The organism is Polaribacter sp. 2305UL8-11, from assembly GCF_058147165.1.
Map to the genome: position 1 here is coordinate 88,707 of NZ_JBYVJW010000015.1, position 20,589 is coordinate 109,295.

Annotated in this window: 18 protein-coding genes; 14 read left to right on the plus strand and 4 right to left on the minus strand. The window is 27.5% G+C overall.

Annotated features, from left to right (window positions below; genetic code table 11):
• The first annotated feature begins 67 nt into the window (after window positions 1–67).
• The 6 genes from ACY2RW_RS13720 to ACY2RW_RS13745 all read left to right on the plus strand — a co-directional run bounded on the left by ACY2RW_RS13720 (window position 68) and on the right by ACY2RW_RS13745 (window position 8,546).
• A complete protein-coding gene (locus ACY2RW_RS13720) occupies window positions 68–1,492 on the plus strand; it encodes a T9SS type A sorting domain-containing protein (RefSeq protein ID WP_490123302.1) in 1,425 nt (474 codons plus the stop codon).
• Between the two features lie 46 nt (window positions 1,493–1,538).
• Window positions 1,539–1,721: a hypothetical protein gene (locus ACY2RW_RS13725; RefSeq protein ID WP_490123303.1), complete on the plus strand. Its 183-nt coding sequence runs from the start codon at window positions 1,539–1,541 to the stop codon at window positions 1,719–1,721.
• Window positions 1,705–2,532 (plus strand): class I SAM-dependent methyltransferase, encoded by an 828-nt coding sequence (locus ACY2RW_RS13730; protein ID WP_490123304.1) that lies wholly within the window; start codon window positions 1,705–1,707, stop codon window positions 2,530–2,532. Before ACY2RW_RS13725 ends, ACY2RW_RS13730 begins: the two co-directional genes overlap by 17 nt.
• Before the next feature lie 81 nt (window positions 2,533–2,613).
• A complete protein-coding gene (locus ACY2RW_RS13735) occupies window positions 2,614–4,596 on the plus strand; it encodes a toxin-antitoxin system YwqK family antitoxin (protein WP_490123305.1) in 1,983 nt (660 codons plus the stop codon).
• 157 nt (window positions 4,597–4,753) lie between these two features.
• A complete protein-coding gene (locus ACY2RW_RS13740) occupies window positions 4,754–6,577 on the plus strand; it encodes a transglutaminase-like domain-containing protein (RefSeq protein WP_490123306.1) in 1,824 nt (607 codons plus the stop codon).
• Window positions 6,543–8,546, plus strand: a complete 2,004-nt coding sequence (locus tag ACY2RW_RS13745; protein WP_490123307.1) for a DUF3857 domain-containing protein — start codon at window positions 6,543–6,545, stop codon at window positions 8,544–8,546. Before ACY2RW_RS13740 ends, ACY2RW_RS13745 begins: the two co-directional genes overlap by 35 nt.
• A 7-nt stretch (window positions 8,547–8,553) precedes the next feature.
• Here the strand turns inward: ACY2RW_RS13745 and ACY2RW_RS13750 are convergent, their stop codons facing one another.
• The 3 genes from ACY2RW_RS13750 to ACY2RW_RS13760 all read right to left on the minus strand — a co-directional run bounded on the left by ACY2RW_RS13750 (window position 8,554) and on the right by ACY2RW_RS13760 (window position 12,097).
• Window positions 8,554–10,512, minus strand: coding sequence for a YgiQ family radical SAM protein (locus ACY2RW_RS13750; RefSeq protein ID WP_490123308.1), 1,959 nt, complete (start codon window positions 10,510–10,512; stop codon window positions 8,554–8,556).
• Between the two features lie 326 nt (window positions 10,513–10,838).
• Window positions 10,839–11,339: a hypothetical protein gene (locus tag ACY2RW_RS13755; protein ID WP_490123309.1), complete on the minus strand. Its 501-nt coding sequence runs from the start codon at window positions 11,337–11,339 to the stop codon at window positions 10,839–10,841.
• Window positions 11,339–12,097: a DJ-1/PfpI family protein gene (locus ACY2RW_RS13760; protein ID WP_490123310.1), complete on the minus strand. Its 759-nt coding sequence runs from the start codon at window positions 12,095–12,097 to the stop codon at window positions 11,339–11,341. Before ACY2RW_RS13760 ends, ACY2RW_RS13755 begins: the two co-directional genes overlap by 1 nt.
• 181 nt (window positions 12,098–12,278) lie before the next feature.
• Between ACY2RW_RS13760 and ACY2RW_RS13765 the strand changes: the two genes are divergently transcribed.
• From ACY2RW_RS13765 to ACY2RW_RS13785, 5 genes are all read left to right on the plus strand, one after another.
• Complete coding sequence (locus ACY2RW_RS13765) at window positions 12,279–12,881, plus strand: hypothetical protein (RefSeq protein WP_490123311.1); 603 nt, start codon at window positions 12,279–12,281, stop codon at window positions 12,879–12,881.
• Window positions 12,882–12,939: 58 nt separating this feature from the next.
• Window positions 12,940–13,479 (plus strand): hypothetical protein, encoded by a 540-nt coding sequence (locus ACY2RW_RS13770; protein WP_490123312.1) that lies wholly within the window; start codon window positions 12,940–12,942, stop codon window positions 13,477–13,479.
• A gap of 66 nt (window positions 13,480–13,545) precedes the next feature.
• Window positions 13,546–15,480 carry a CocE/NonD family hydrolase gene (locus ACY2RW_RS13775; protein WP_490123313.1) on the plus strand — a complete coding sequence of 645 codons (1,935 nt, stop codon included), beginning with the start codon at window positions 13,546–13,548 and terminating at the stop codon, window positions 15,478–15,480.
• 4 nt (window positions 15,481–15,484) lie between these two features.
• Window positions 15,485–15,925, plus strand: coding sequence for an SRPBCC family protein (locus tag ACY2RW_RS13780; protein WP_490123314.1), 441 nt, complete (start codon window positions 15,485–15,487; stop codon window positions 15,923–15,925).
• A gap of 2 nt (window positions 15,926–15,927) precedes the next feature.
• Window positions 15,928–16,773 carry a DUF3667 domain-containing protein gene (locus ACY2RW_RS13785; RefSeq protein WP_490123315.1) on the plus strand — a complete coding sequence of 282 codons (846 nt, stop codon included), beginning with the start codon at window positions 15,928–15,930 and terminating at the stop codon, window positions 16,771–16,773.
• On the opposite strand, the gene ACY2RW_RS13790 is transcribed toward ACY2RW_RS13785, so the two are convergent.
• Window positions 16,774–17,976, minus strand: a complete 1,203-nt coding sequence (locus ACY2RW_RS13790; protein WP_490123316.1) for an MFS transporter — start codon at window positions 17,974–17,976, stop codon at window positions 16,774–16,776.
• A 235-nt stretch (window positions 17,977–18,211) separates the two neighbouring features.
• On the opposite strand from ACY2RW_RS13790, the gene ACY2RW_RS13795 reads away from it, so the two are divergent.
• From ACY2RW_RS13795 to ACY2RW_RS13805, 3 genes are read left to right on the plus strand one after another with little or no spacing between them, the layout of a single operon-like run.
• Window positions 18,212–19,261: a hypothetical protein gene (locus ACY2RW_RS13795; RefSeq protein WP_490123317.1), complete on the plus strand. Its 1,050-nt coding sequence runs from the start codon at window positions 18,212–18,214 to the stop codon at window positions 19,259–19,261.
• An 18-nt stretch (window positions 19,262–19,279) separates the two neighbouring features.
• The gene (locus tag ACY2RW_RS13800; RefSeq protein ID WP_490123318.1) at window positions 19,280–19,813 is read left to right on the plus strand and encodes a DUF4252 domain-containing protein; all 534 of its coding nucleotides are present in this window, start codon (window positions 19,280–19,282) and stop codon (window positions 19,811–19,813) included.
• Between the two features lies 1 nt (window position 19,814).
• On the plus strand, window positions 19,815–20,426 hold the full coding sequence (locus ACY2RW_RS13805) for a DUF1684 domain-containing protein (RefSeq protein WP_490123319.1): 612 nt from the start codon (window positions 19,815–19,817) through the stop codon (window positions 20,424–20,426).
• Window positions 20,427–20,589: the final 163 nt, after the last annotated feature.

The window sequence follows — 20,589 nt, forward strand, 5'->3', positions numbered from 1 at the left end:
GTAAGATTGTAGTTAATTTACTTTTAACTAAATTTGGTTTACTATAAAATTAAATATTCTTATGAATATGTCTAAACCTAAATTAATAAAAAATTTAATTTTTATTTTACTTATTTCCAGTTCTATTTTCTCTCAAGTAAGATTGGTATCAGATTTGTATCCTGGTATAACAGATTCTGAACCTGATAATTTTATTGAATTTAAAGGAAAATTATATTTTGAAGCAAAGTATATTGATAATAGTGGTTTTACAGAAAAAGGTATTTTTGAATATAATGGTATTGGAGAGCCTACTTTATCATTAATTTTTCTAAATTTCAATAATCCAACTTTAGAATTTGCTGCAGTATATAATGAACAATTATATTTTATTGCTTCAGATAATGGAGTAGGAAAAAGCTATAAATATGATGGTATAAATACTCCTACAGAATCTGCAGTTGGTTTTGGTAGAAAGCGCTTTTATTTAATTCATAATAATGAGCTTTATTACAATTGTTATAGTTCAGATAAGGGAAATGAATTATGCAAATTTGATGGCACAAATACCTCTACTCTAATAGCTGATATTAATTCTGGAGCTTTAAGTTCTAATCCACAATATTTAACTCTATTTAAAAATAAAATGTATTTTATGGCAGATAACGGAGTTAATGGAGAAGAATTGTATGTGTATGATTTTATAAATCCTCCTTCATTACTTTTCGATATAAATATTGGTAGTAATGATGGAGAACCAAGATATTTAATGGTAGTAAGTGATAAGTTATATTTTAGTGCAAACAATGGAATTAATGGAAAAGAACTTTGGGCTTATGATGGAAGCAATGATCCTGAAATGGTAATTGACTTAAATACTGGTGCCGAAAACTCTTTTCCTGTTCCAAGAGCAAAATTAAATAACACTCTTTTCTTTACAGCTTCAAAAGAAGAATTTGGTAGTGAAATTTGGAAATACGATGGTATAAACCAACCAACAATAATAGAAATAAGTCCTGGTAGAAGTAGTTCTACACCTAGGTTTTTTGAAACTTTAAATGATAACTTTTATTTCTCTGCAACTAACAATATCAATGGTTACGAAATTTGGAGTTGTGATGGTGTAACTGCTAAAATGGAATCAGATATAAATCCCGGATCTGAAAGTTCAAATGCTTATAATTTTACTAAATTTAATAATAAAATATATTTTAGAGCTAATAATGGAATCAATGGAATTGAATTTTGGGAATTTACTCCTACTACTTTATCTATTAAAGATGAAAACATTAATATTGTTAAGATTCATCCAAATCCTTCAACAGATTTCATTAAAATAGAAACAACTAAAAAAATTGAATCTACTAAAATATATGATGTATTAGGTAGTAAAATTGATGGCATTAAGATTGAAAATTTAAAAATTGATATTCAAAATTTACCCACAGGAATTTATTTTTTAAAACTAAAAATTGAAAACTCATATAGTGTTCACAAAATCATCAAAAAATGAGTTATTTTTATTAAAGATGCATTTTACTTGATAAAATTTTAAAATAATGAGCATCTTCAAACATAACAAACTAAAAATAAACCTAAAAACAACATTCTGCCCAATATCTGGAATAGAACAACCCAACATTAGAAAACCTAAAGGTTGGACAGAAATACTTTGGGGAGGTAATACTTGCAAGAATTGTGGTTGTAAAATGAATCGATTTGGAAATGAAAGAGAAAAATAAAAAATTAATTAGCAAAGAATTAGAAGATTTTTACAATAAAGCATCAGAAGAAACCCGTCTTGAAAAAGGTATGGGAATTTTTGAGTTTGAACGAATAAAAGAACTTATAGAACTTCATATTTCTATAACTAATTCTACAATTATTGATGTTGGTGGTGGTACAGGAAAATACAGTGAGTGGTTAGCAAACAGTGGTCACAAAGTTCAATTAATTGAACCAGTTTTAAAACATATAAAACTTGCAGAAAAAAGAGCTAAAAAATTAAAGAATCCTTTTTCTGTTACTAAAGGTATTGCTCAAAAGTTACCTTATCAAAACGAAAGTGCTGATTTAGTTATTTTACACGGCCCTTTGTATCATCTTCAAAAAAAAGAAGATAGAATTACTGCTATTTTAGAAGCCAAAAGAGTTTTAAAAAAAGGCGGAATTATTTTAGGTTTCGCAATTAATTACACTGCCTCTACTTTAGTTGGTTTACTAAATGGAATGATTCACGCCAATTCATTTTTTGAGATGTGTAAAGAAGAATTAACTACAGGAATACATAATGCTCCAAAAGATTTTCCTTTTCTGTTGGCAGATGCATATTATCACAAACCAAAAGAGCTAAAAAAGGAATTTTTAGAACAAGATTTAGAGTTCATCAACTTATTTGCTGTAGAAAGTTTAATTTGGCTAGACAGCGAATATTTTGCAAATATGTTAGATAAAAAAAAGTCAAAAACTCTAAAAGAACTGCAAAAAATCACTCAAAATGATGAGTATTTGTTACCTTTTAGTCCTCATATGATGATTGCTGTGAGGAAATAAATTCCTTAACAATTAGTATATTCATTCTAACAAATAACTATTTCATATATTTAGGTTTATTTTTCTCAACATAAAAACTTTATGCAAAAAACACTTTTTTCTCTTATAATCATTTTTCTTAGTTTACCCATTTTTTGTCAATATGATATAGATTATGAAAAATTTACGAAAATTATAATTCCTAAAGATTTTAATATTCCTGCATCTTTTATAGAAAAGATAACGAAACAATACAATAAAGAAAGAGAGGTTGAAAAGTTTTTAGAGAGTAACAGAAAAATATATAGAATAACAACAACTTTTAATGGAAAAAAAATATTTAGAGCGTGTAAACCTTACATTAAAAGTTTCTATTTCTATAGGGATTTAGCTTTAAAAACAAAAAAAAGTAATCAAGAAGATAAAAAAGGAATTAACAGCGCTTCAAACAACTATTCTAGAAACTTATATATTACTAGATACAATAATGGAATAAAAGCATTTAATGAATATATAGCTAAAATGAAAAGCTATAAAAATAAAATATCTTCTTGTGAGGCAATAGAAAAACAAGATTTAAAATCCTTGTCAAACTCATACATACCTCAATTAGAAAAGTTTACAACTTACTACTACAAGTTTTGGGAAACAAGAAAAGTGGTTTCTAATACCCCAAAATATAAATACAACATAGATTCAAATGATAAAATGCAATGGTTTTCTGGTTCTTTAAAAGATTTAATTAAAGAAGCCAAAAATAAAAATACTATAGCTTTAGCATTTGTTTGCGACTCAGATAAAGTTATTTGTCAAAAATTCTATAATGCTTCTTTTAAAGTATCAAAATCAGACACTTGGTCATCTAAAAATAGTCTAGTCAATTTATTAAATAAAAACTTTGTTTATGGAAATTTTTATATTAAAGACGTATATAATTTCATGAAACAGAATGGCATAAAAAATTACCCTGCATTTATCTGGTTTAATAGCGATGGCGAAATTTTAGAAAAGAAAACTGGAGATAATACTAATGTATTAGAAATTTCTGAAAAATTATTAAAAAGAGAGAATTCTGATATTGATAATTTTTATGCCAACTTAAAAAAAATGGGTTGTGATGATATTTTTTGTGGTTATGATGAATTGCATCGTATTTTTTTAAACACACCAACATCCAAAAGAAATTATAAACTCTATAAACTAATAAAGAATATTCCAGGTAAATTAAATAGCCCTGAACTACAATGGTTGCTAAACTTTTCTGATTTTGAAGATTTAAGTTTAAATGATAAAATAGATATTTTCTACAGTGCCTTAGAGTTTTCATATATGAAAGAAACTGGCGATTATGAACTTTCTGATGCTTTTAACTCTTATACAACAGATGAGAAATTAAAACCATTAGGTAAGTATGCAAAAGCTTTTAAAAAGTACTTAATTAAAGAAGGAGAAGGTTTAGGGTTTAAAAACTCTGAAAGTAATAAAGATAATACAGGTAAAACTTTAGTGATTGTAAAGTATAAAAATGGAACTATAAAATCTAAAGGCTACAGAGACAATAAAAGTAAAACAAAAATTGGTATTTGGACAACTTACGATAAAGAAGAAATTAAAATTTACACCAGTAACCATAAAAATGATGAAAATTTTTCAAGAACATTTTATTATCCAAATGGTAAAATTAAAGCTTTTCAGATATTCAAAAATAATAGACGATGGAGAATAATGGAAACTTATAATGAAAATGGAAAACGAACGTTAAAAGATGGAACTGGTATTTATAAAACGTATCATCCAAATAGTAACCAATTACAGCATACAGCAAAAATGAAAAATGGTGTACGAGATGGAGTTGCAAATTGGTATTATAAAAATGGACAATTAAAACAATCTGTAGTTTATAAATATAGTGAAAAAGGCATTTATACAGGTTTACGTTGGGAAGTATTAATTATGTTTGACAAAGAAGGAAACCCTTTGGAAAAAGGTACTTTAAAAAACGGAAATGGAACTTGGAAAAATTATGATGAAAATGGAAAACTTACTGGTATAACAACTTATAAAAATGGAGTTGAAGTAGAGTGATTATTTAAATAATAAGTATTTATTAGATTTTAGTCTTTTTTATCAAAATTATAGTTAGTGAGTATATATCTTTTTTAAAATAAATAGCTCTTTTTTTTAAAAAACGGATATGAAATAATATATTGCATTTTAAATTACTGCCTCCTTAAATTGCATTTTGAAATACTTAAAACATTTTTTATTATTATTTACCTTAATATTTTTTAATATCATTTTTTATGGACAAGACATCCAAATAGGTTTAAAAAAAGAAAAAATTGAGGTTAAAAAAGATTCATCATTCTTAAGAGAAATCACTATTAAATTTAAGAAAAGTAACGTTACTCGTGTCTACCCTATCTTTTATGATACAGAATTAGAAAAAATTTCTAATATTCAACTTTATACTATAAAAGGGAAGAGAATGAAGAAAATAAAAAAATTGCAAATTCATGAGGAAGATGTAAAATTAGAATATATTGCTAGTAAAAAAATTAAAACTATTGAAATACCAAAAAATAGAGAAATCCTTCTAAAATATCAAGTTAGTTGCAATGAATTAATGTATTTCTCTAGCATACATTTTTTTTCATATAATAAAATTGATACTCTAAAATATCAAATTAAAATCCCAAATAAATTTAATTTATCATACAAAACAATACAGAAAGAGTCACTAGAATTTTATTCAATTGATTCTATTATGACTGACTATAACTCAATTTGGAATTTAAAAGTAATACCTAAAAAAATAGTTCATGACCCCCTTCAATTTTTTGGAATATACAAAAAAATTGAAGTTCCATTAATGAAAACAATAGTAGTACCCAATAAATTCAAAGAAGAACCTCTTAAATATATGAACAATTGGTATTATAAAAACATCACTTCTAAAAGAGGACTAAGTTATTCTTCAAAATCAAAAATAGACGAACTTACTGCTAATACAACTAATAAATACGAAATATTAGATATCATATACAACTATGTGAAAAACAATTTTAAGTATGTAGCTATTGAAATTGGAATGGGAGCTTTTATCCCATCTCATGCTAATGAAGTTTTTACAAATAAACAAGGAGATTGTAAAGATCTTTCAAACTTTTTATCTGAAGCATTAAAGTATAAAGGCATTGATAGTGATATTGCTTTAGCTGCTACATTTGACCATACAAGTGATTGTGATTTCCCTTCATTAAGCTCTGCAAATCATGTAATTTGTATAGCATATATAGATAAAAATAAAATATTATTAGACCCTACAGACCCAATACATATCCAAGAAACTCCTGTACAAAGTTTACAAGGAAGAACAATTTTAATAGTTAATTCAAATGGAGGCGAATTTATAGAAGCCAAAAGCTTTGATCCCAAACAAAATATAATAGATTATCAAATGAGTTTAAAATTAGAATCAAAAAAACTTCTTTTAGATGGTTCTTTTAAAATAAACTATTATGGTATAACAGATAATTACCTACAAAGACTACTTAAGTATGAAAAAGATTTTAAAAATTTTATAGAACCACATTTTGAAGAAATTTTTGGTAACCAATCAATTTCCAATTTAACTTTTTCTAATAAATTAAAAAAGCTAAGTTTTAAAGGAGATATTAAAATAAGTGGGAAAACATTTAATGATGATTTAAATAAATATTTATTCATAGATTTTTTACCAAAATTAATGGAAACTCAAAACAGAGAAAGTCTATTGGTTGGCACATATATTAAATCTCCTTTCTATAAAAAAGTAAAAGTTAGAATTAAAATTGATGAACCTATTGTACTTTTTAAGCCTAAAGAATATATTTTTAAAGAAAAAGAAATATCTTTTTCTTTAAAAATAAAGTCAATTTCTAGTTTAGAAATTTTATTAGAGTACGATTTTATTTTTAATGATGTTTTTATAAATAAAAACAATATTAATATAACAAATGAAATCTTAAAATCATTTAAAAAAATAATAAATGAGCCAATTATATTCAAGAAAAAAAAGCTTTAGTCTAACTATTTTTTCAATCTGCATTTTTTGCTTTGGTTTTATAAAAATTAATCAATCTCAAGATTCATTTGAATTACTTTGTAGAAATTCTGATGCTTATTATTCTCACTTTTACACTGATGTTACTTATGTAAAAAACTGGGGAAGGTATAAAAAATATACTTCTATAAATAACAAATTAGTAGTAAATAACTCAAATGGTGTAGAAAATTATGCTTTTTTAAAATTAGATAATTACACAAGCAACCACATTCAAAGCATTAAAGTCAAAACTCTTAAATCTAATGGTACAATTATAGAACTTGATTCTAGTTTAGTTTTTAAAAACACCTCAAAAAATAAAAAATTTAATGAAATAAACTATCCTATTCCTGCTGTTGAACCTGGAGATACCATTGAAACATCTTACGTGTTTTTTGAGAATTTAAGAGAATCTAACTTACTAGCTTATGCTAGTTTACACAAAAATTTACCAAGCAAAAACACTCAATATACAATTAAAACTAAACCAGATTTATTAGTAAGATATAAACCTTATAATAATTTTCCTGAACCTCAAGTTATAAGTAATGATACTCTTGTATATCTTGGTTTTACTTTAGACAGTGTAAAAGGATTTAAAGAAAATAAGTATAGTTGTCTACCATGTGAATTACCATATTTATACTACTCATTAGAAAAAAAAGAAACTGAGTTTAGAACTTGGAAAGATGTTTATAATGATGAATTCAATATTCTTACTCAGCCAATGAAACTTGATCTTGAGAAATCATCCTACTATAAAAGGTGGAAAAGAAGAATAATTGGAAAAGCAAAAGATAGCTCAAAATATTATAAATTTAATTTATTGTATAATGAAGTTCTCAGAAACTTTACTATAAACACTCCACTACAAGAAGAATTTATAAAATCTAGTGGTTATTTTCTTAAAAAAAAGAAATTTGACCCAATAAGTATAAGAAGGTTTTATAGACAAGTTTTAGAAGACTTAGAAATTGATTATTGGGCTGTGTTTGCTAAAAGTAAAAGATCAGGAGTGATTGATTATGATTATATCAGAAAAGGAGAATTTGACCATATCTTTTTTGCTTTCGAGAACAAAAAAGGTTCAATAAATTTTTTATACCCTCATAATGAAACATTTATGTATAATATTGATGAAATCCCTACTTCTTTATATAACACTAATGCTGTTTTAGTTAAACCTAGTTTAAAAGTAAAAACCAAAAAAAGTAAATTCATATCAAGAGATTTACAATTAGCCAAAGTAGATTCTGTTTCAATTGCAAAAATTACTTTGCCTGGTATGAATTCAGTTTATAATAGAATTAACCAAATTATATTTAGTAAAGTTGATATAATTGATAAGCAAATTACTTTTAAATCTCGTTTTACAGTGTCAGGAGGTTTGTCAACAGAACTAAGAGGTTTTTTAAATGAAATTAATAACAACGAAGATGCAAATAACTATTATAATGCTATGTTTGAATTTGAAGGTAAAGATAATACTATCCAAATTGATTCTATTATTAGTATAAGGTTAAGTCATAAAAAACCATATACTTATAAAATTAATTCAAAAGGAAAACTAAACAATATTCTAACATATTTAAATGATAGTTTAGTAAGTTTTTCAATTGATAAATTAATAAATCATAATATTTTAGAAAATAATTCAAATGGTTTAGACTATTATCTAGATTATCCCTATTCAGATAGCTTCGAATTATATATAAGCTTTCCATCTAATATAAAAATTTTAGGTCTTGAGAAAGGGGTTGTAAAATTTAAAAAGGACTTTGGCGAATACTGCTTTGAACTAAAATTGAATAAAAAAAATGAATTAAAGTTGAAGTCTTATTACTCTATAAAAAAAGATTTAATAAAAAAATCAAATCATAATGATTTAAAATTATTAAATGATGAGGTACAAAAAGTTAAAAACAAACGCTATATAATTAAACTATAAAGGTCATTTACCTCCTCCTTTTAGGAGCTCTACTCACCTTTTTTTTCCTTCTATTAAAAGGAACAGCATCATCAAAAGTATTTTTTGCTGCTTTTGCTTTTTTATTTTTTTGCCAAGAATTATTTTCTGGCAATAATTTTTTTAATAAATCCTGTCTCCCAACTTTGTTTAATGTGTTACGAATCCAATCTTTGTTTTCTTTTTTATACCAAAAGAAAAATTTATGTTGGTCTTCGCGCTCCTTTTTAGTTTTCGGAGTTTTAGTTGGTTTTAATGTATAAGGATGATATCCAGAATAATAAATAACAGTGGCAACTGTCATTGGAGTTGGTGTAAATCCTTGTACTTGCTCTAACTGAAAACCCATATCTTTCGTTTCTGCAGCTAAATTTGCCATATCTTCTACTTCACTTGCTGGGTGACTAGATATAAAATACGGAATCAATTGCAAGTTTAATCGTTTCTTGATATTTATCTTATCAAAACGTTTTTTAAATAAATGAAAATATTTAAAAGAAGGCTTACGCATCAACTTTAAAACAGGGTCAGAAGTATGTTCTGGTGCCACTTTTAAACGCCCAGAAACGTGTTTTGTCATTACCTCTTCTGTATAGGCATCCAACTCTTTTGGATCTGCATTTTTATTAAATTCTGGCACCAACATATCATGTCGAATTCCACTTCCAATAAAAGATTTTTTAATTTTTGGATGCTTATCAACTGCCTGATATAATTCCGTTAAAGGTTTATGAGACGTATCTAAATTAGAACAAATTACTGGCGAAATACAACTTGGTGCCACGCATTTATCACAAATAGATTGCACTTTCCCCTTCATCTGATACATGTTTGCAGAAGGCCCACCAATATCAGATAAATAGCCTTTAAAATCTGGCATATTTGCCACTTTATCAATTTCCTTTAAGACAGATTCTTGACTTCTACTGGCAATAAATTTTCCTTGATGTGCAGAAATGGTACAAAAACTACAACCTCCAAAACATCCTCTGTGAATATTTATAGAAAATTTTATCATTTCAAACGCAGGAATTGGTCCTCGTTTGTTGTATTTAGGGTGAGGCAATCTTGTATAAGGCAAATCGAAAGAACCATCAATTTCCTTTTCTGTCATAGTTGGAAAAGGTGGATTTATGACCAATGTTTTTCCTGCAACATCTTGTAAAATTCTTCTCGCTTTTAATTTATTCGATTCTTGCTCAATCGTTTTAAAATTAGACGCAAATGTTTTTTTGTCCTTTAAACAAGCCTCATGAGAGTTAATTGTTACATCTTCCCAATCATTTACAACTGGTAATTTTTCTTTTTTAGCATCAATAAAAACAGCCGTTTGTTTTATGTTTTTTAAACTAGAAAATGGTACACCTTTTTGCATTAATTGTACTATTTCACGCAAAGGTTGTTCACCCATTCCATACACCAACATATCAGCTTTCGAGGTTTCCAAAATAGTTGGCAATAACTTGTCAGACCAATAATCGTAATGTGTTACACGTCTTAAAGAAGCTTCAATTCCACCGATTAAAACAGGAATATCTGGAAACTTTTCTTTTAATATTTTAGAATACACAGAAGTTGCATAATCAGGTCTAAAACCTTTATCACCATTTGGTGTATATGCATCTTTATCGCGTCTTTTTTTGCTGGCAGTATAATTAGAAACCATAGGATCCATGCAACCCCCAGTTACTCCAAAAAACAAACGTGGTTTGCCTAATTTTTCAAAATCTTGCAAGTTATCATTCACATTGGGTTGTGGTACAATTGCCACACGCAAACCGTAACTTTCTAAAATACGTCCAATTACAGCTGGTCCAAACGAAGGATGATCTACATACGCATCTCCACTAAATAAAATCACGTCCAATTCCTCCCAACCACGAATTTTTACTTCCTTGTTTGTGGTTGGTAACCAATCTGTTAATAGATGTTTTTTAGTTTCTTGCATAATTTGCAAAAATAAGGAGAAAATTTTTGAAGTATTGTCAGTTAGAGTGATTTTTCTAAAGAATCAAGAAAAATTGTATCAAGAACTTTCTTTGAAGCTATTTCCAGCTTTCACTACTCGCTTTTTTTGTTGAATTTATTTCAGCATCTCACTTATTTAATAACATGTTTCATTATTACAAAAGATACTGAATCGAGTTCAGCATAAAAAAGAGCTCAAACAAACCGTTCGATCTGGGCTAAACTTGTTTGCCAATTAATTGCAAAATTAAAAAAATATTTCACTTTTAATATACCTACAAGGTTTTTAAAACCTTACAGAAGAAGTTAATTATCATCATCTAAAAAAGGATTGTCAAAAGGTAAATCATCATCAATATCATAATCATCGTAGTTAACTCCTGGTGGGTTAAAAAGCCCCCATCTATCAATAATATAATTCCATTCATCAAATGTTTTTACCCATTCTGCAAACAAAATTCTAAATTCTTCAATTCCATTTCTTATCAATTCTAAATAATCAGTATCAGGAAAACCCAACATTTTCATCCCAGATGTATTTGCTAAAATAGATCGAGCTTCTTTTCTAATAATAGCTGCATTTTCCATTTTAATATCATACAACATATCTTCATTAAAAACACCAGCAATTTTTGCAGGAATTATCAAAGAACTTTCTATCAAATAATCTTTATAACCCAGCAACATTTGTTGTTCTGCATCTTGTACATCTTCATTTTTTTCAAATAAATCTGCAACCTTCCTAACTAAATCATAAATTTCCATTGCCTTTTTGTACAAAGGAAATTCTTCTAAATTTTCCCTCATTACTCTACAATTAAGTGTGGCACATCTTCTAAATTCCAATCTATAACCAAACCACCAGCAAGTGATTTTGCAATTTCTTTACCATATAAAAATTCGCATAAATACAAAGCAGCTTCAAAAGATTTTGCGCCACCAGTAGAAGTAATGTATTTTCCATCATGCACAAATAAAACATCTTTTCTAATATCTAAATCAGGAAACATTGCTCTCATTTTATCAATATCACTAGGAAAAGTAGTAGAAACTTTGTCTTTTAACAATCCTGCTTTTGCCAATACAAAAGCGCCATCACAATGTGAGGTTACGTAAATCGCATTCTTATCAACTTTTTTCACAAAATCAATCATAGCTTTATCTTCTAAATCAAAATCTAAATGATGTTCTGCAGATGGAACCACCAAAATATCAATTTTTGGTAAGCTGTCTTTTAAGTAATTAAAGTCAGGCAGAATTCGCATTCCTTCAAAAGTGGTAATAGCTTTGTCTGTATTTGCTACTGTAAAAACATTCATTGCTTTTATATTTTTCCTGAAAATGGTATGCTGAAAAATATCAAAAGGTGCTGTTAACTCTGTATTAAAAGTTCCATCCATGATTAAAAAAGCAACATTGTATCTATCTTTTTCTAATTTTGGAAAAATCTTTTTCTCTTTAGTTATGTCATCTTTAACAGAGTTAAAAATTCCTTTCTCTTCTTTTTTAGATTGACAACTTACAGCAGTAATCATCAATAAAAAAAACAATCTATATTTTATCATTTCTATTTCCTTTAAAGTTTAAAAGTATACATTTTACGTGAATTTTCTTTCAAGCTATTCTACTTAAGTAAAAACCCTCATTTTAGCTTTTACGTATTCACTCTCTAAAATACAGTCTATCAACAACATACCTTTACGTCATCAAACTAAAGTAAAATATTAATCTTTAAAACTATTTATTATGAACACAAATTTAGCAGTGGTGGCTACACCAATGGCAGGATTTCAAGGTGAAGACACATCTTATAAATCTGCAAAAATTACAAACGGTTATGGTTTAATTTCTAAGGCAGGAGTTTCTGTACAAAGAGGAATAACTGCACATTTAAATGTAAACATGAATGTTAAAACATTAACACAAAACACAGTAACTTCTTGGTTAAAAGACAATAAAAGTGCTTTTTCTAACGAACAGTGGTCTAGTGTTTCTGATGGCTTTTCTGCTAGTGGTGCATTTGGATGGTTGTTTGGAGGTTCTGCTGGGGCTTACCATAACACACACAATAAACAATTAACTGCGAGTTCTTCACACCAACAAGGTTTCTTAAAAAGTTTGCATCAGCAACAAGAAACCAATGTAAATATTAATGGAACTTTAGACGCTGTTGGTACAAGTTTTATACCTACTGAAGGCTTTGTATTTGTAGAAGTTACAACTATTACTTTTGATGATAACACTTCTTTAAATGTAATTAACTCTTCTAATAGTACAGTTGCAGATGCTTCTGGAAGCACAAATGGTGTTAAAAAAACTGGTGGAAAATTAAATATTGTACCACTATAAAAAAACCAAAAAATAGCACTGATTTACAAATTAAATTAGTGCTATTTAAATTAAAAAAATGTCTACAACCAAAACTCAACTTACTACAGGATACATTCCAATTGATAGTTTAACTATGACAATTACTGGTAATGCAACTGCAGATATCAATTTTAATTTTGATGCTGAATTATCTACAATAACAGACTTTAAAAACACATTAACTACTAAAAATTCTATTTGGACAACATTAATTCCTGATATTTTAATATTTGTTGCAAGTTTTTTAATTGATATATTTACAAATTCTTCTGTACCTGTTATAGATCAGGTAAAATCTTTTGAGGTACCTGACACATTATTAAACGATATTTTTCAAATAGAAACCACCAAAATTCATATAGATGGCTCAATTAGCATGACTAATAATAGCAATACTCCTGTAACAGCCAAAGTTTTTGCTGAAACATTAACTGTTGAAGGAAATGGTCAAAAAAAGCATATTATTAATCCAGAAAAATTATTTATTGGTTACATAAATAAAAACTTACAAGCTAAATCAGGAACTCAAAAAATCACCCTAATAAAAGGAGCTAAAGTCAACTCTACAGTAATTTAACAAACTTCATCTTTCACAATACTTTTTGTTTCGTAAATTTACTTCTCAAATTTTACTAAACAAATTATGAAAAAACACTTTTTCTCTTCAATTGTATTTCTATTAGTATCACTTTTTTTATTTAATTGTACCCCAACTACAAAAAATGATATAGAAAAAAAAGACACTTATGTTGTAGATAATTTCACAAAAAAAGAAGTAGATATTGTAATGCGTGATGGTGTAAAATTACACACTACTATTTATGCTCCAAAAGATACTTCTAAAAAATATCCTATTCTAATGCAAAGAACACCTTACAGTTCTAGACCTTATGGAAAAGGAATGAAAACTAAAATTGGACCAAACACACATTTAATGAAAGATGGATATATTGTAGTATATCAAGATGTTCGTGGACGTTGGATGAGTGAAGGTGTATATGATAATATGCGTGCTTACATCCCGAATAAAAAAGAAAACGAATCTGATGAAGTTTCAGATACGTATGACACCATAGATTGGTTGGTAAAAAATGTAGAAAACAACAATGGCAGAGTTGGTACTTGGGGAATTTCATACCCTGGACATTATGCAACTGTTTCTACTATAGATGCACATCCAGCATTAAAAGCAGCTTCTCCACAAGCTTGTATTGGCGATTTTTTCTTTGATGATTTTCATCATAATGGCGCTTTTTTATTGAGCTATTTTAGAGCAATTTCACTTTTTGGAACCTATAAAGATACACCAACAGATTCTGCTTGGTATTCTTTCCCAAAAATGAATTCTCAAGATCAATATCAGTTTTTCTTAGACAAAGGTCCTTTAAAAAACCTAAACGAATATTTCCAGTATGATAAATTAGACGTTGCAAATAGCTCTAAAAAAGAAAAAATAGATGATTTTTTCTGGAAAGAAATTACAGAGCATCCAAATTACGATTCTGTTTGGAAAAGCAAAGGTATTATACAGCACATGGACAAAGTTCCTAGCTCTGTAGCAACTATGATTGTAGGTGGTTGGTTTGATGCAGAAGATTTATATGGGCCTTTAGAAACTTATAAAGGCATTGAAAAACATGGCAAAGAAAATTACAATACACTCGTTTTTGGACCTTGGGATCATGGAAAATGGGCAAGAAATACTGTTAAAAATTATGTGGGTAATTATTATTTTGGTGATTCTATTTCCTTAAATTTTCAGAAAGAAATAGAAACTAAATTCTTTCATCATTTCTTAAAAGGAAAAGGCGATAAAAATTCTGGTTTACCAGAAGCTTATGTATACGATTCTGGAAAGAAAGAATGGAAATCCTATGATGCTTGGCCTCCTAAAAATGTTGTAAAACAAGAGTGGTTTATGTTTGAAAATCAGAAATTAACTAAAACTTGGCATGATAAAATATTTAAAATAAACTTCATAAGTGACATTAAACGTCCAGTACCATATTCTGAAGATATTAAAACGGTTTTTACACCGAGAAAATATATGACAGACGACCAACGTTTTGCAGCAAGAAGACCTGATGTTTTGGTTTTTGAAACCGATATTTTAACCGAAGATTATACTTTGGCTGGAGATATTTTAGCAAAGTTAAAAGTTGCAACAACTGGTACTGCAGCAGATTGGATTGTAAAAGTGATTGATGTACATCCAACAGAATTAAAAGATGATAAAGAAAATGATAAATTACAAGACCATTTAAAAATGAGCAATTACCACTTAATGGTTAGAAGTGAAGTTTTACGTGGACGTTTTAGAAATAGTTTTGAAAAACCAGAACCTTTTACTCCCAATAAAAAAACGGATGTAAATATTAAGTTACAAGATGTTTTTCACACGTTTAAAAAAGGACATAAATTACAAATACAAGTACAAAGTACTTGGTTTCCTTTAATAGATTTAAATCCGCAAACTTATGTAGACAACATTTATAAAGCTGATGAAAAAGACTTTAAAACCCAAACACATACCGTTTTTACAGATTCTAGTATAGAGTTTTCTGTATTAAAAGAATAGAAACATGAAATTTACTTGTTCAGTAATCATCAACAGGCCCAAAGAATTGGTTGCAAATTTGTTTGCAAACCCAGATTTTTTGGGTGAATACCAAGATAATTTTTTAAGAAAACAATTAATTTCTGGTAGAGTTGGAGAAGTAAATACAATTTCTAAGATTTATTACAAAATGGGAAAAGGTGAAATGGAGTTAACAGAAACCATTTTAAAAAATGACTTACCTAACTCCTTTTCAGCTTTTTACTATCATAAACATACAGAAAACACAATGAAATCTGTTTTTACTGCGATTGATAACAATACTACAAAATACGATGCTGAAATTAACTATACAGCATTTAAAGGTTTTGCTGTAAAAATGATGAAACTTCTATTTCCAAGTATGTTTAAAAAACAAGTTGAAAAGTGGCTGAAAAATTTTAAACATTTTGTAGAAAAACAGTAAATATGAATTGCAAAAACTGTCAAGATCCACTAGAAGAAAATGCCCAATTTTGTGATAATTGTGGCGCAAAAGTAATTACATATAGAATTACTTTTAAAATTTTAATCACAGACTTTTTTATAAATGTTTTTGGTGTAGATAGTAAGTTTTTTCTTACCCTTAAAAAATTGCTTACACATCCTGATGAAGTTATTCAAGAATATTTAACAGGTGTTAGAAAGCGCTATGTAAATCCGTTTGCTTTTTTAGGAATTGGTGCTGCACTTTCTCTACTTATTTTTAATTATTATGCAGACGAGTTTATAGAAGTTCAAACTTCTGTAAATTCAAAAAATATTGAAAACCTCACAAAAATAATAGAAAAGGAAATTCCAGAAAATTTACCTGAAAAAGAAATTAAAAAAATAGAAGCAAATAAAAGCATTGCTAAATTACAACTTCAGTTTATGCATAATTTGTGGCAATTTATGCTTCGCTATTTTAATTTATTAACCTTTGTATTTCTTTTTATTTATGCAATTTTAAGCAAATGGACCTATTGGAAACCTTATAATTTTGGAGAACATATTGTTATGAATGCATACATATATGGCTTTGCTACCTATTTTACAATTGTTGCATTTACTGTTTCTATGATTACCCATCCTTCTGTTTACACCTATAGTATGTTGGGTTACATTTTCTATTATATGTATGTTTTTAGAAAAATTTACAACCATTCCGTATTAAAAACATTTGTAAAATTACTTCGTTTTTTAATTGGTTTAGTTATTTTATTTCTCATTACAATAGTAATTGCAGGTATTACAATGTTTATTTTAATGAAAATTGGAGTTATTAAAATTTAATTATTTTTCTTTTTCTACCATTTTAAATAAAATTAGTAAAACAGCCACACCAACCAAAGATAAAACACCAATAATATTTAACATAGATGTATAACCTAATTTATCTACCATTTGTAAACCAGAAGTATGACTAAAAATATGCGAAAGCGCAAATGCCATACTATACATAGCCATATATTCTCCAGAATTACCTTTTTTTGCTCTATCTAATGCAAAAGAATTCGAGAATGGGAAACCAATCATTTCTCCAATAGACATGAGTAAAATTCCTAAAATAATTATAAAAAATAGGTTTGTAGTATTTAGTACAAAAAAACTTAGTGCAACTAAAAACAAGCCAAAAGCAACTAGCTTTATTTTAGAAAACTTTGTACTCTCTAACCATTTTATTAAAGGCATTTCAAAAATAAAAATAAAAAAACCATTAAATCCCATTAACAAACCTATCTCTAGCTCTGTCATAAATCTTACATCTTTATAATATAATGGCATTGTAGAAAAATATTGTAAAAAGGTAAAAGCAAAAAGAAACATGGCAATAAAAAACACCCAATAAATTTTGTCTTTATAGGCAGATTTTGGGTTTTCTACTTTTATTACATCCAATTCTTTTACTTTTTTAGGATGAAGAACTTGTAACAACAAAAAACCAGCTAATACACAAGTTATGCCATCTACCCAAAATAAACCAGAATACCCAATTCCAGTAATAATTAATCCGCCAATAGCAGGACCACCAGCAAAACCTAAGTTTATTGCCAAACGAATTAAAGTAACCGAACGCGTTTTATTTTCTATTTTACTATAAGCATTTAAAGCCACAAACATTGCTGGTCTAAAAGTATCTGCCACTAACATTACTAACAAAATACCTATAGAAAACTCTACAAAAGTAGATGCGTATTGTAAAAAAACAAAAAACAAACCTGTTAAAAACAAACTATAAAGCATTACTTTATAATAGCCAATTTTATCAGTTAATTTTCCTCCAATCCAAGTACCTATAAAAGATCCTATCCCCCAAAAAGACAATATCCAACCAACATTTTCTAATGAAAAACCTAAACTCTTATTTAGGTACAATGATAAAAAAGGAATAACCATTGTTCCAGATCTATTGATAAAAGTAACCAGCGCTAACCACCAAACTTCTTTAGAGAGTCCTCTAAAAGTATTTATGTAATTTTTAAAAAGTGTATTCATTTTTGGTTGAGTTGATATTTGTATAATAAAAAAGTCCGACTAAATAGTCGGACTTTTACAATTGCTTGATTTTATATTGATATTATCAAAACACATAAATAGACCGATCTTTTCGTGAAATCCACGATAATTGGGTAATAAATGTTCTGACAGTTTTCATTTTATTATTATTTATGCACCAAAGCTACATAAAATTTTTGAATGTTGTATTTTTGATTGGTAAATTTTAATTTAAATGAAATTTAAAAAACGAATTTTATATTCAATCTTAATACTTTTAATTCTTTTTGTTGCCAATATTTTTATTTCTACTGGGTATTTTAGAACTATAGAAAATAGTTTTGAAGGCAAAATTTTAAAAAAGATTAATTTAGTTGGTGCAGAAGATATTACAATTAGTCAAAAAGATAGTTTTGCAATTATATCTTCTACTGCAAGAAATAAATTTCCGAATACAAAACAAGAAGTTGGAGGTTTGTATTTTATCGATTTAAAAAATAAAGATTACACACCTATTCATTTAACAAAAAACTTTAAAAAACCTTTTGCACCTCATGGAATTTCTATCTTTAAAAAAGATAGCACTTACACAATAGCTGCTATAAATCATACCAAAGAAGCAGAATTTATTGAGATTTTTGAATTGGTGAATCAAAAATTAATTCACCTAAGAACGCTAAAAAACGAATTAATTTTCAGCCCAAATGACTTAGTTTTATTAGACGAAAAAAGTTTTTATTTTACAAATGACCATAAATACAAACAAGATTTAAAAAGACTTGCTGAAGATTATTTAGGTTTATCAATTTCTAATGTGGTTTATTTTGATGGAAAAAAATACACACAAGTTGCAGACGGAATAGCATACGCAAATGGAATAAACTTTGATAAAAATAGAAACTTGTTATTTGTTGCTTCACCCAGAAAATTTTTAGTAAAAGTCTATCAAAAAAACAAAGACAATTCACTTGATTTTATAGAAGATATCGATTGTAAAACTGGAGTGGATAATATAGAATTTGATGCAGAAAACAATTTATGGATTGGTTCACACCCAAATTTACTGCATTTTGCTGCTTATGCAAAAGGAGATAAAGAAACATCTCCATCAGAAATTATAAAAATAAATTATCGTAAAAAAGGAGATTATTCTATTAAACAAATTTATATGGAAGATGGCAGTAAAATGTCTGCTTCTACTGTTGCTGCTCCTTTTGGAAACCTTATTTTAACAGGAAACGTTATGGATGATAAATTTTTAATTTTACAAAAAACTATTGACTAATTTTATACTTTAGCAACTATGAAAAAAACAACTCTATTATTGCTTGTGCTACTAATAATTTTTTCTTGTGGAAGTGGAAAATCTTTTCAGAGTTTTTTTAACAATCACAAAAGAGACATAGGCGTAACTGCGTTTCAGGTTCCTAATTTTATGAGAGCTTTGTTAACCAATATTTCTCCAGAAATAAATAGTTTGTTTGGCAATGTTAAAGATTTTAAATTCATCACTTTTAATAACATTTCTTCTTTAAAACAACAATCTTTAATTCAAGAAATGGATTTGGTAACCTCCAATAAATTCACAGATATTTTAAGAACAAATACTACAGAAAAAACAAAAATTATTTCTGTAAAAGAAGATGGCAATATTGTAACACAAGCTATTATTTTTAATTCAACATTAGCAAAAACCTCTGTTTTCTATTTAAAAGGAAGGTTTGATCCAAATCAATTGAAACAACTTTCTGAAACCAATCAGTTTGAAAATTTATCTAACAAATTGCTTCAAAATTATCAAACCACTCCAAAAACACCAAGTTTTAATCCAAATTAAAATGAAAAAAACACTTTTATTTTTTACTTTACTATTAATCATTTCTTGTAATTCTCAAGACAAACGAGAATTAATGGGCAAAACTAAATACCAACAAAAAGAAAATGCTCGCTTTAAAGATGCTTCAAAATCTCCTTTAAAAAAGAAGGATTTAAAAAACTTTAAAGGACTTGATTTTTTTCCCATAGATTCTGCTTTTATTGTAAAGGCTACTTTTACTGCAATAGAAAACGCTCCTGTTTTTGAAATGGCAACAACTACAAATAGAAAGCCACTTTATAAAGAATATGGTAAACTAAACTTTACTTTAAAAGATAAAAAATTAGAATTAACCATTTACCAAAGTCAGGATGATTTGCGTGATGAGAAATACAAAGATTATCTATTTTTACCTTTTACAGACAATACTTCTGGCAACGAATCTTATGGTGGAGGACGTTATATGGATGTGATGATTACTGATATTAAAGACGGAAAAGTTACTTTAAATTTCAACAATACATACAACCCATATTGTGCTTATAATGATAAATATTCTTGCCCATTAACACCCAGAAAAAACCATTTAGATGTTGAAGTAAAAGCGGGTGTTAAAGTTTTTGAAAAGCATTAATTTTTGAAGCTGCTTCATGCTTGGAATTTATTTTGTACGAAGTAGAAAGGCTCTATCTTTTTTATTTTTCCTAAAGTTAAATTTTAGGTAATGTGGCAAAAAATGGTTGGTAATTTTTACATCAAGATTTGTTATATTCCCAAAGTTAATTTGAACAGGACAT

Excerpts from the sequence above, each read along its gene's own strand:
- ACY2RW_RS13805 (WP_490123319.1), top strand. The coding sequence starts at position 19,815 with ATGAAAAAAACACTTTTATTTTTTACTTTACTATTAATCATTTCTTGT.
- ACY2RW_RS13725 (WP_490123303.1), top strand. The coding sequence starts at position 1,539 with ATGAGCATCTTCAAACATAACAAACTAAAAATAAACCTAAAAACAACA.
- ACY2RW_RS13770 (WP_490123312.1), top strand. The coding sequence starts at position 12,940 with ATGTCTACAACCAAAACTCAACTTACTACAGGATACATTCCAATTGAT.
- ACY2RW_RS13790 (WP_490123316.1), bottom strand. The coding sequence starts at position 17,976 with ATGAATACACTTTTTAAAAATTACATAAATACTTTTAGAGGACTCTCT.
- ACY2RW_RS13760 (WP_490123310.1), bottom strand. The coding sequence starts at position 12,097 with ATGATAAAATATAGATTGTTTTTTTTATTGATGATTACTGCTGTAAGT.
- ACY2RW_RS13720 (WP_490123302.1), top strand. The coding sequence starts at position 68 with ATGTCTAAACCTAAATTAATAAAAAATTTAATTTTTATTTTACTTATT.
- ACY2RW_RS13750 (WP_490123308.1), bottom strand. The coding sequence starts at position 10,512 with ATGCAAGAAACTAAAAAACATCTATTAACAGATTGGTTACCAACCACA.
- ACY2RW_RS13795 (WP_490123317.1), top strand. The coding sequence starts at position 18,212 with ATGAAATTTAAAAAACGAATTTTATATTCAATCTTAATACTTTTAATT.
- ACY2RW_RS13745 (WP_490123307.1), top strand. The coding sequence starts at position 6,543 with ATGAGCCAATTATATTCAAGAAAAAAAAGCTTTAGTCTAACTATTTTT.
- ACY2RW_RS13785 (WP_490123315.1), top strand. The coding sequence starts at position 15,928 with ATGAATTGCAAAAACTGTCAAGATCCACTAGAAGAAAATGCCCAATTT.
- ACY2RW_RS13775 (WP_490123313.1), top strand. The coding sequence starts at position 13,546 with ATGAAAAAACACTTTTTCTCTTCAATTGTATTTCTATTAGTATCACTT.
- ACY2RW_RS13765 (WP_490123311.1), top strand. The coding sequence starts at position 12,279 with ATGAACACAAATTTAGCAGTGGTGGCTACACCAATGGCAGGATTTCAA.
- ACY2RW_RS13735 (WP_490123305.1), top strand. The coding sequence starts at position 2,614 with ATGCAAAAAACACTTTTTTCTCTTATAATCATTTTTCTTAGTTTACCC.
- ACY2RW_RS13780 (WP_490123314.1), top strand. The coding sequence starts at position 15,485 with ATGAAATTTACTTGTTCAGTAATCATCAACAGGCCCAAAGAATTGGTT.
- ACY2RW_RS13730 (WP_490123304.1), top strand. The coding sequence starts at position 1,705 with ATGAAAGAGAAAAATAAAAAATTAATTAGCAAAGAATTAGAAGATTTT.
- ACY2RW_RS13800 (WP_490123318.1), top strand. The coding sequence starts at position 19,280 with ATGAAAAAAACAACTCTATTATTGCTTGTGCTACTAATAATTTTTTCT.
- ACY2RW_RS13755 (WP_490123309.1), bottom strand. The coding sequence starts at position 11,339 with ATGAGGGAAAATTTAGAAGAATTTCCTTTGTACAAAAAGGCAATGGAA.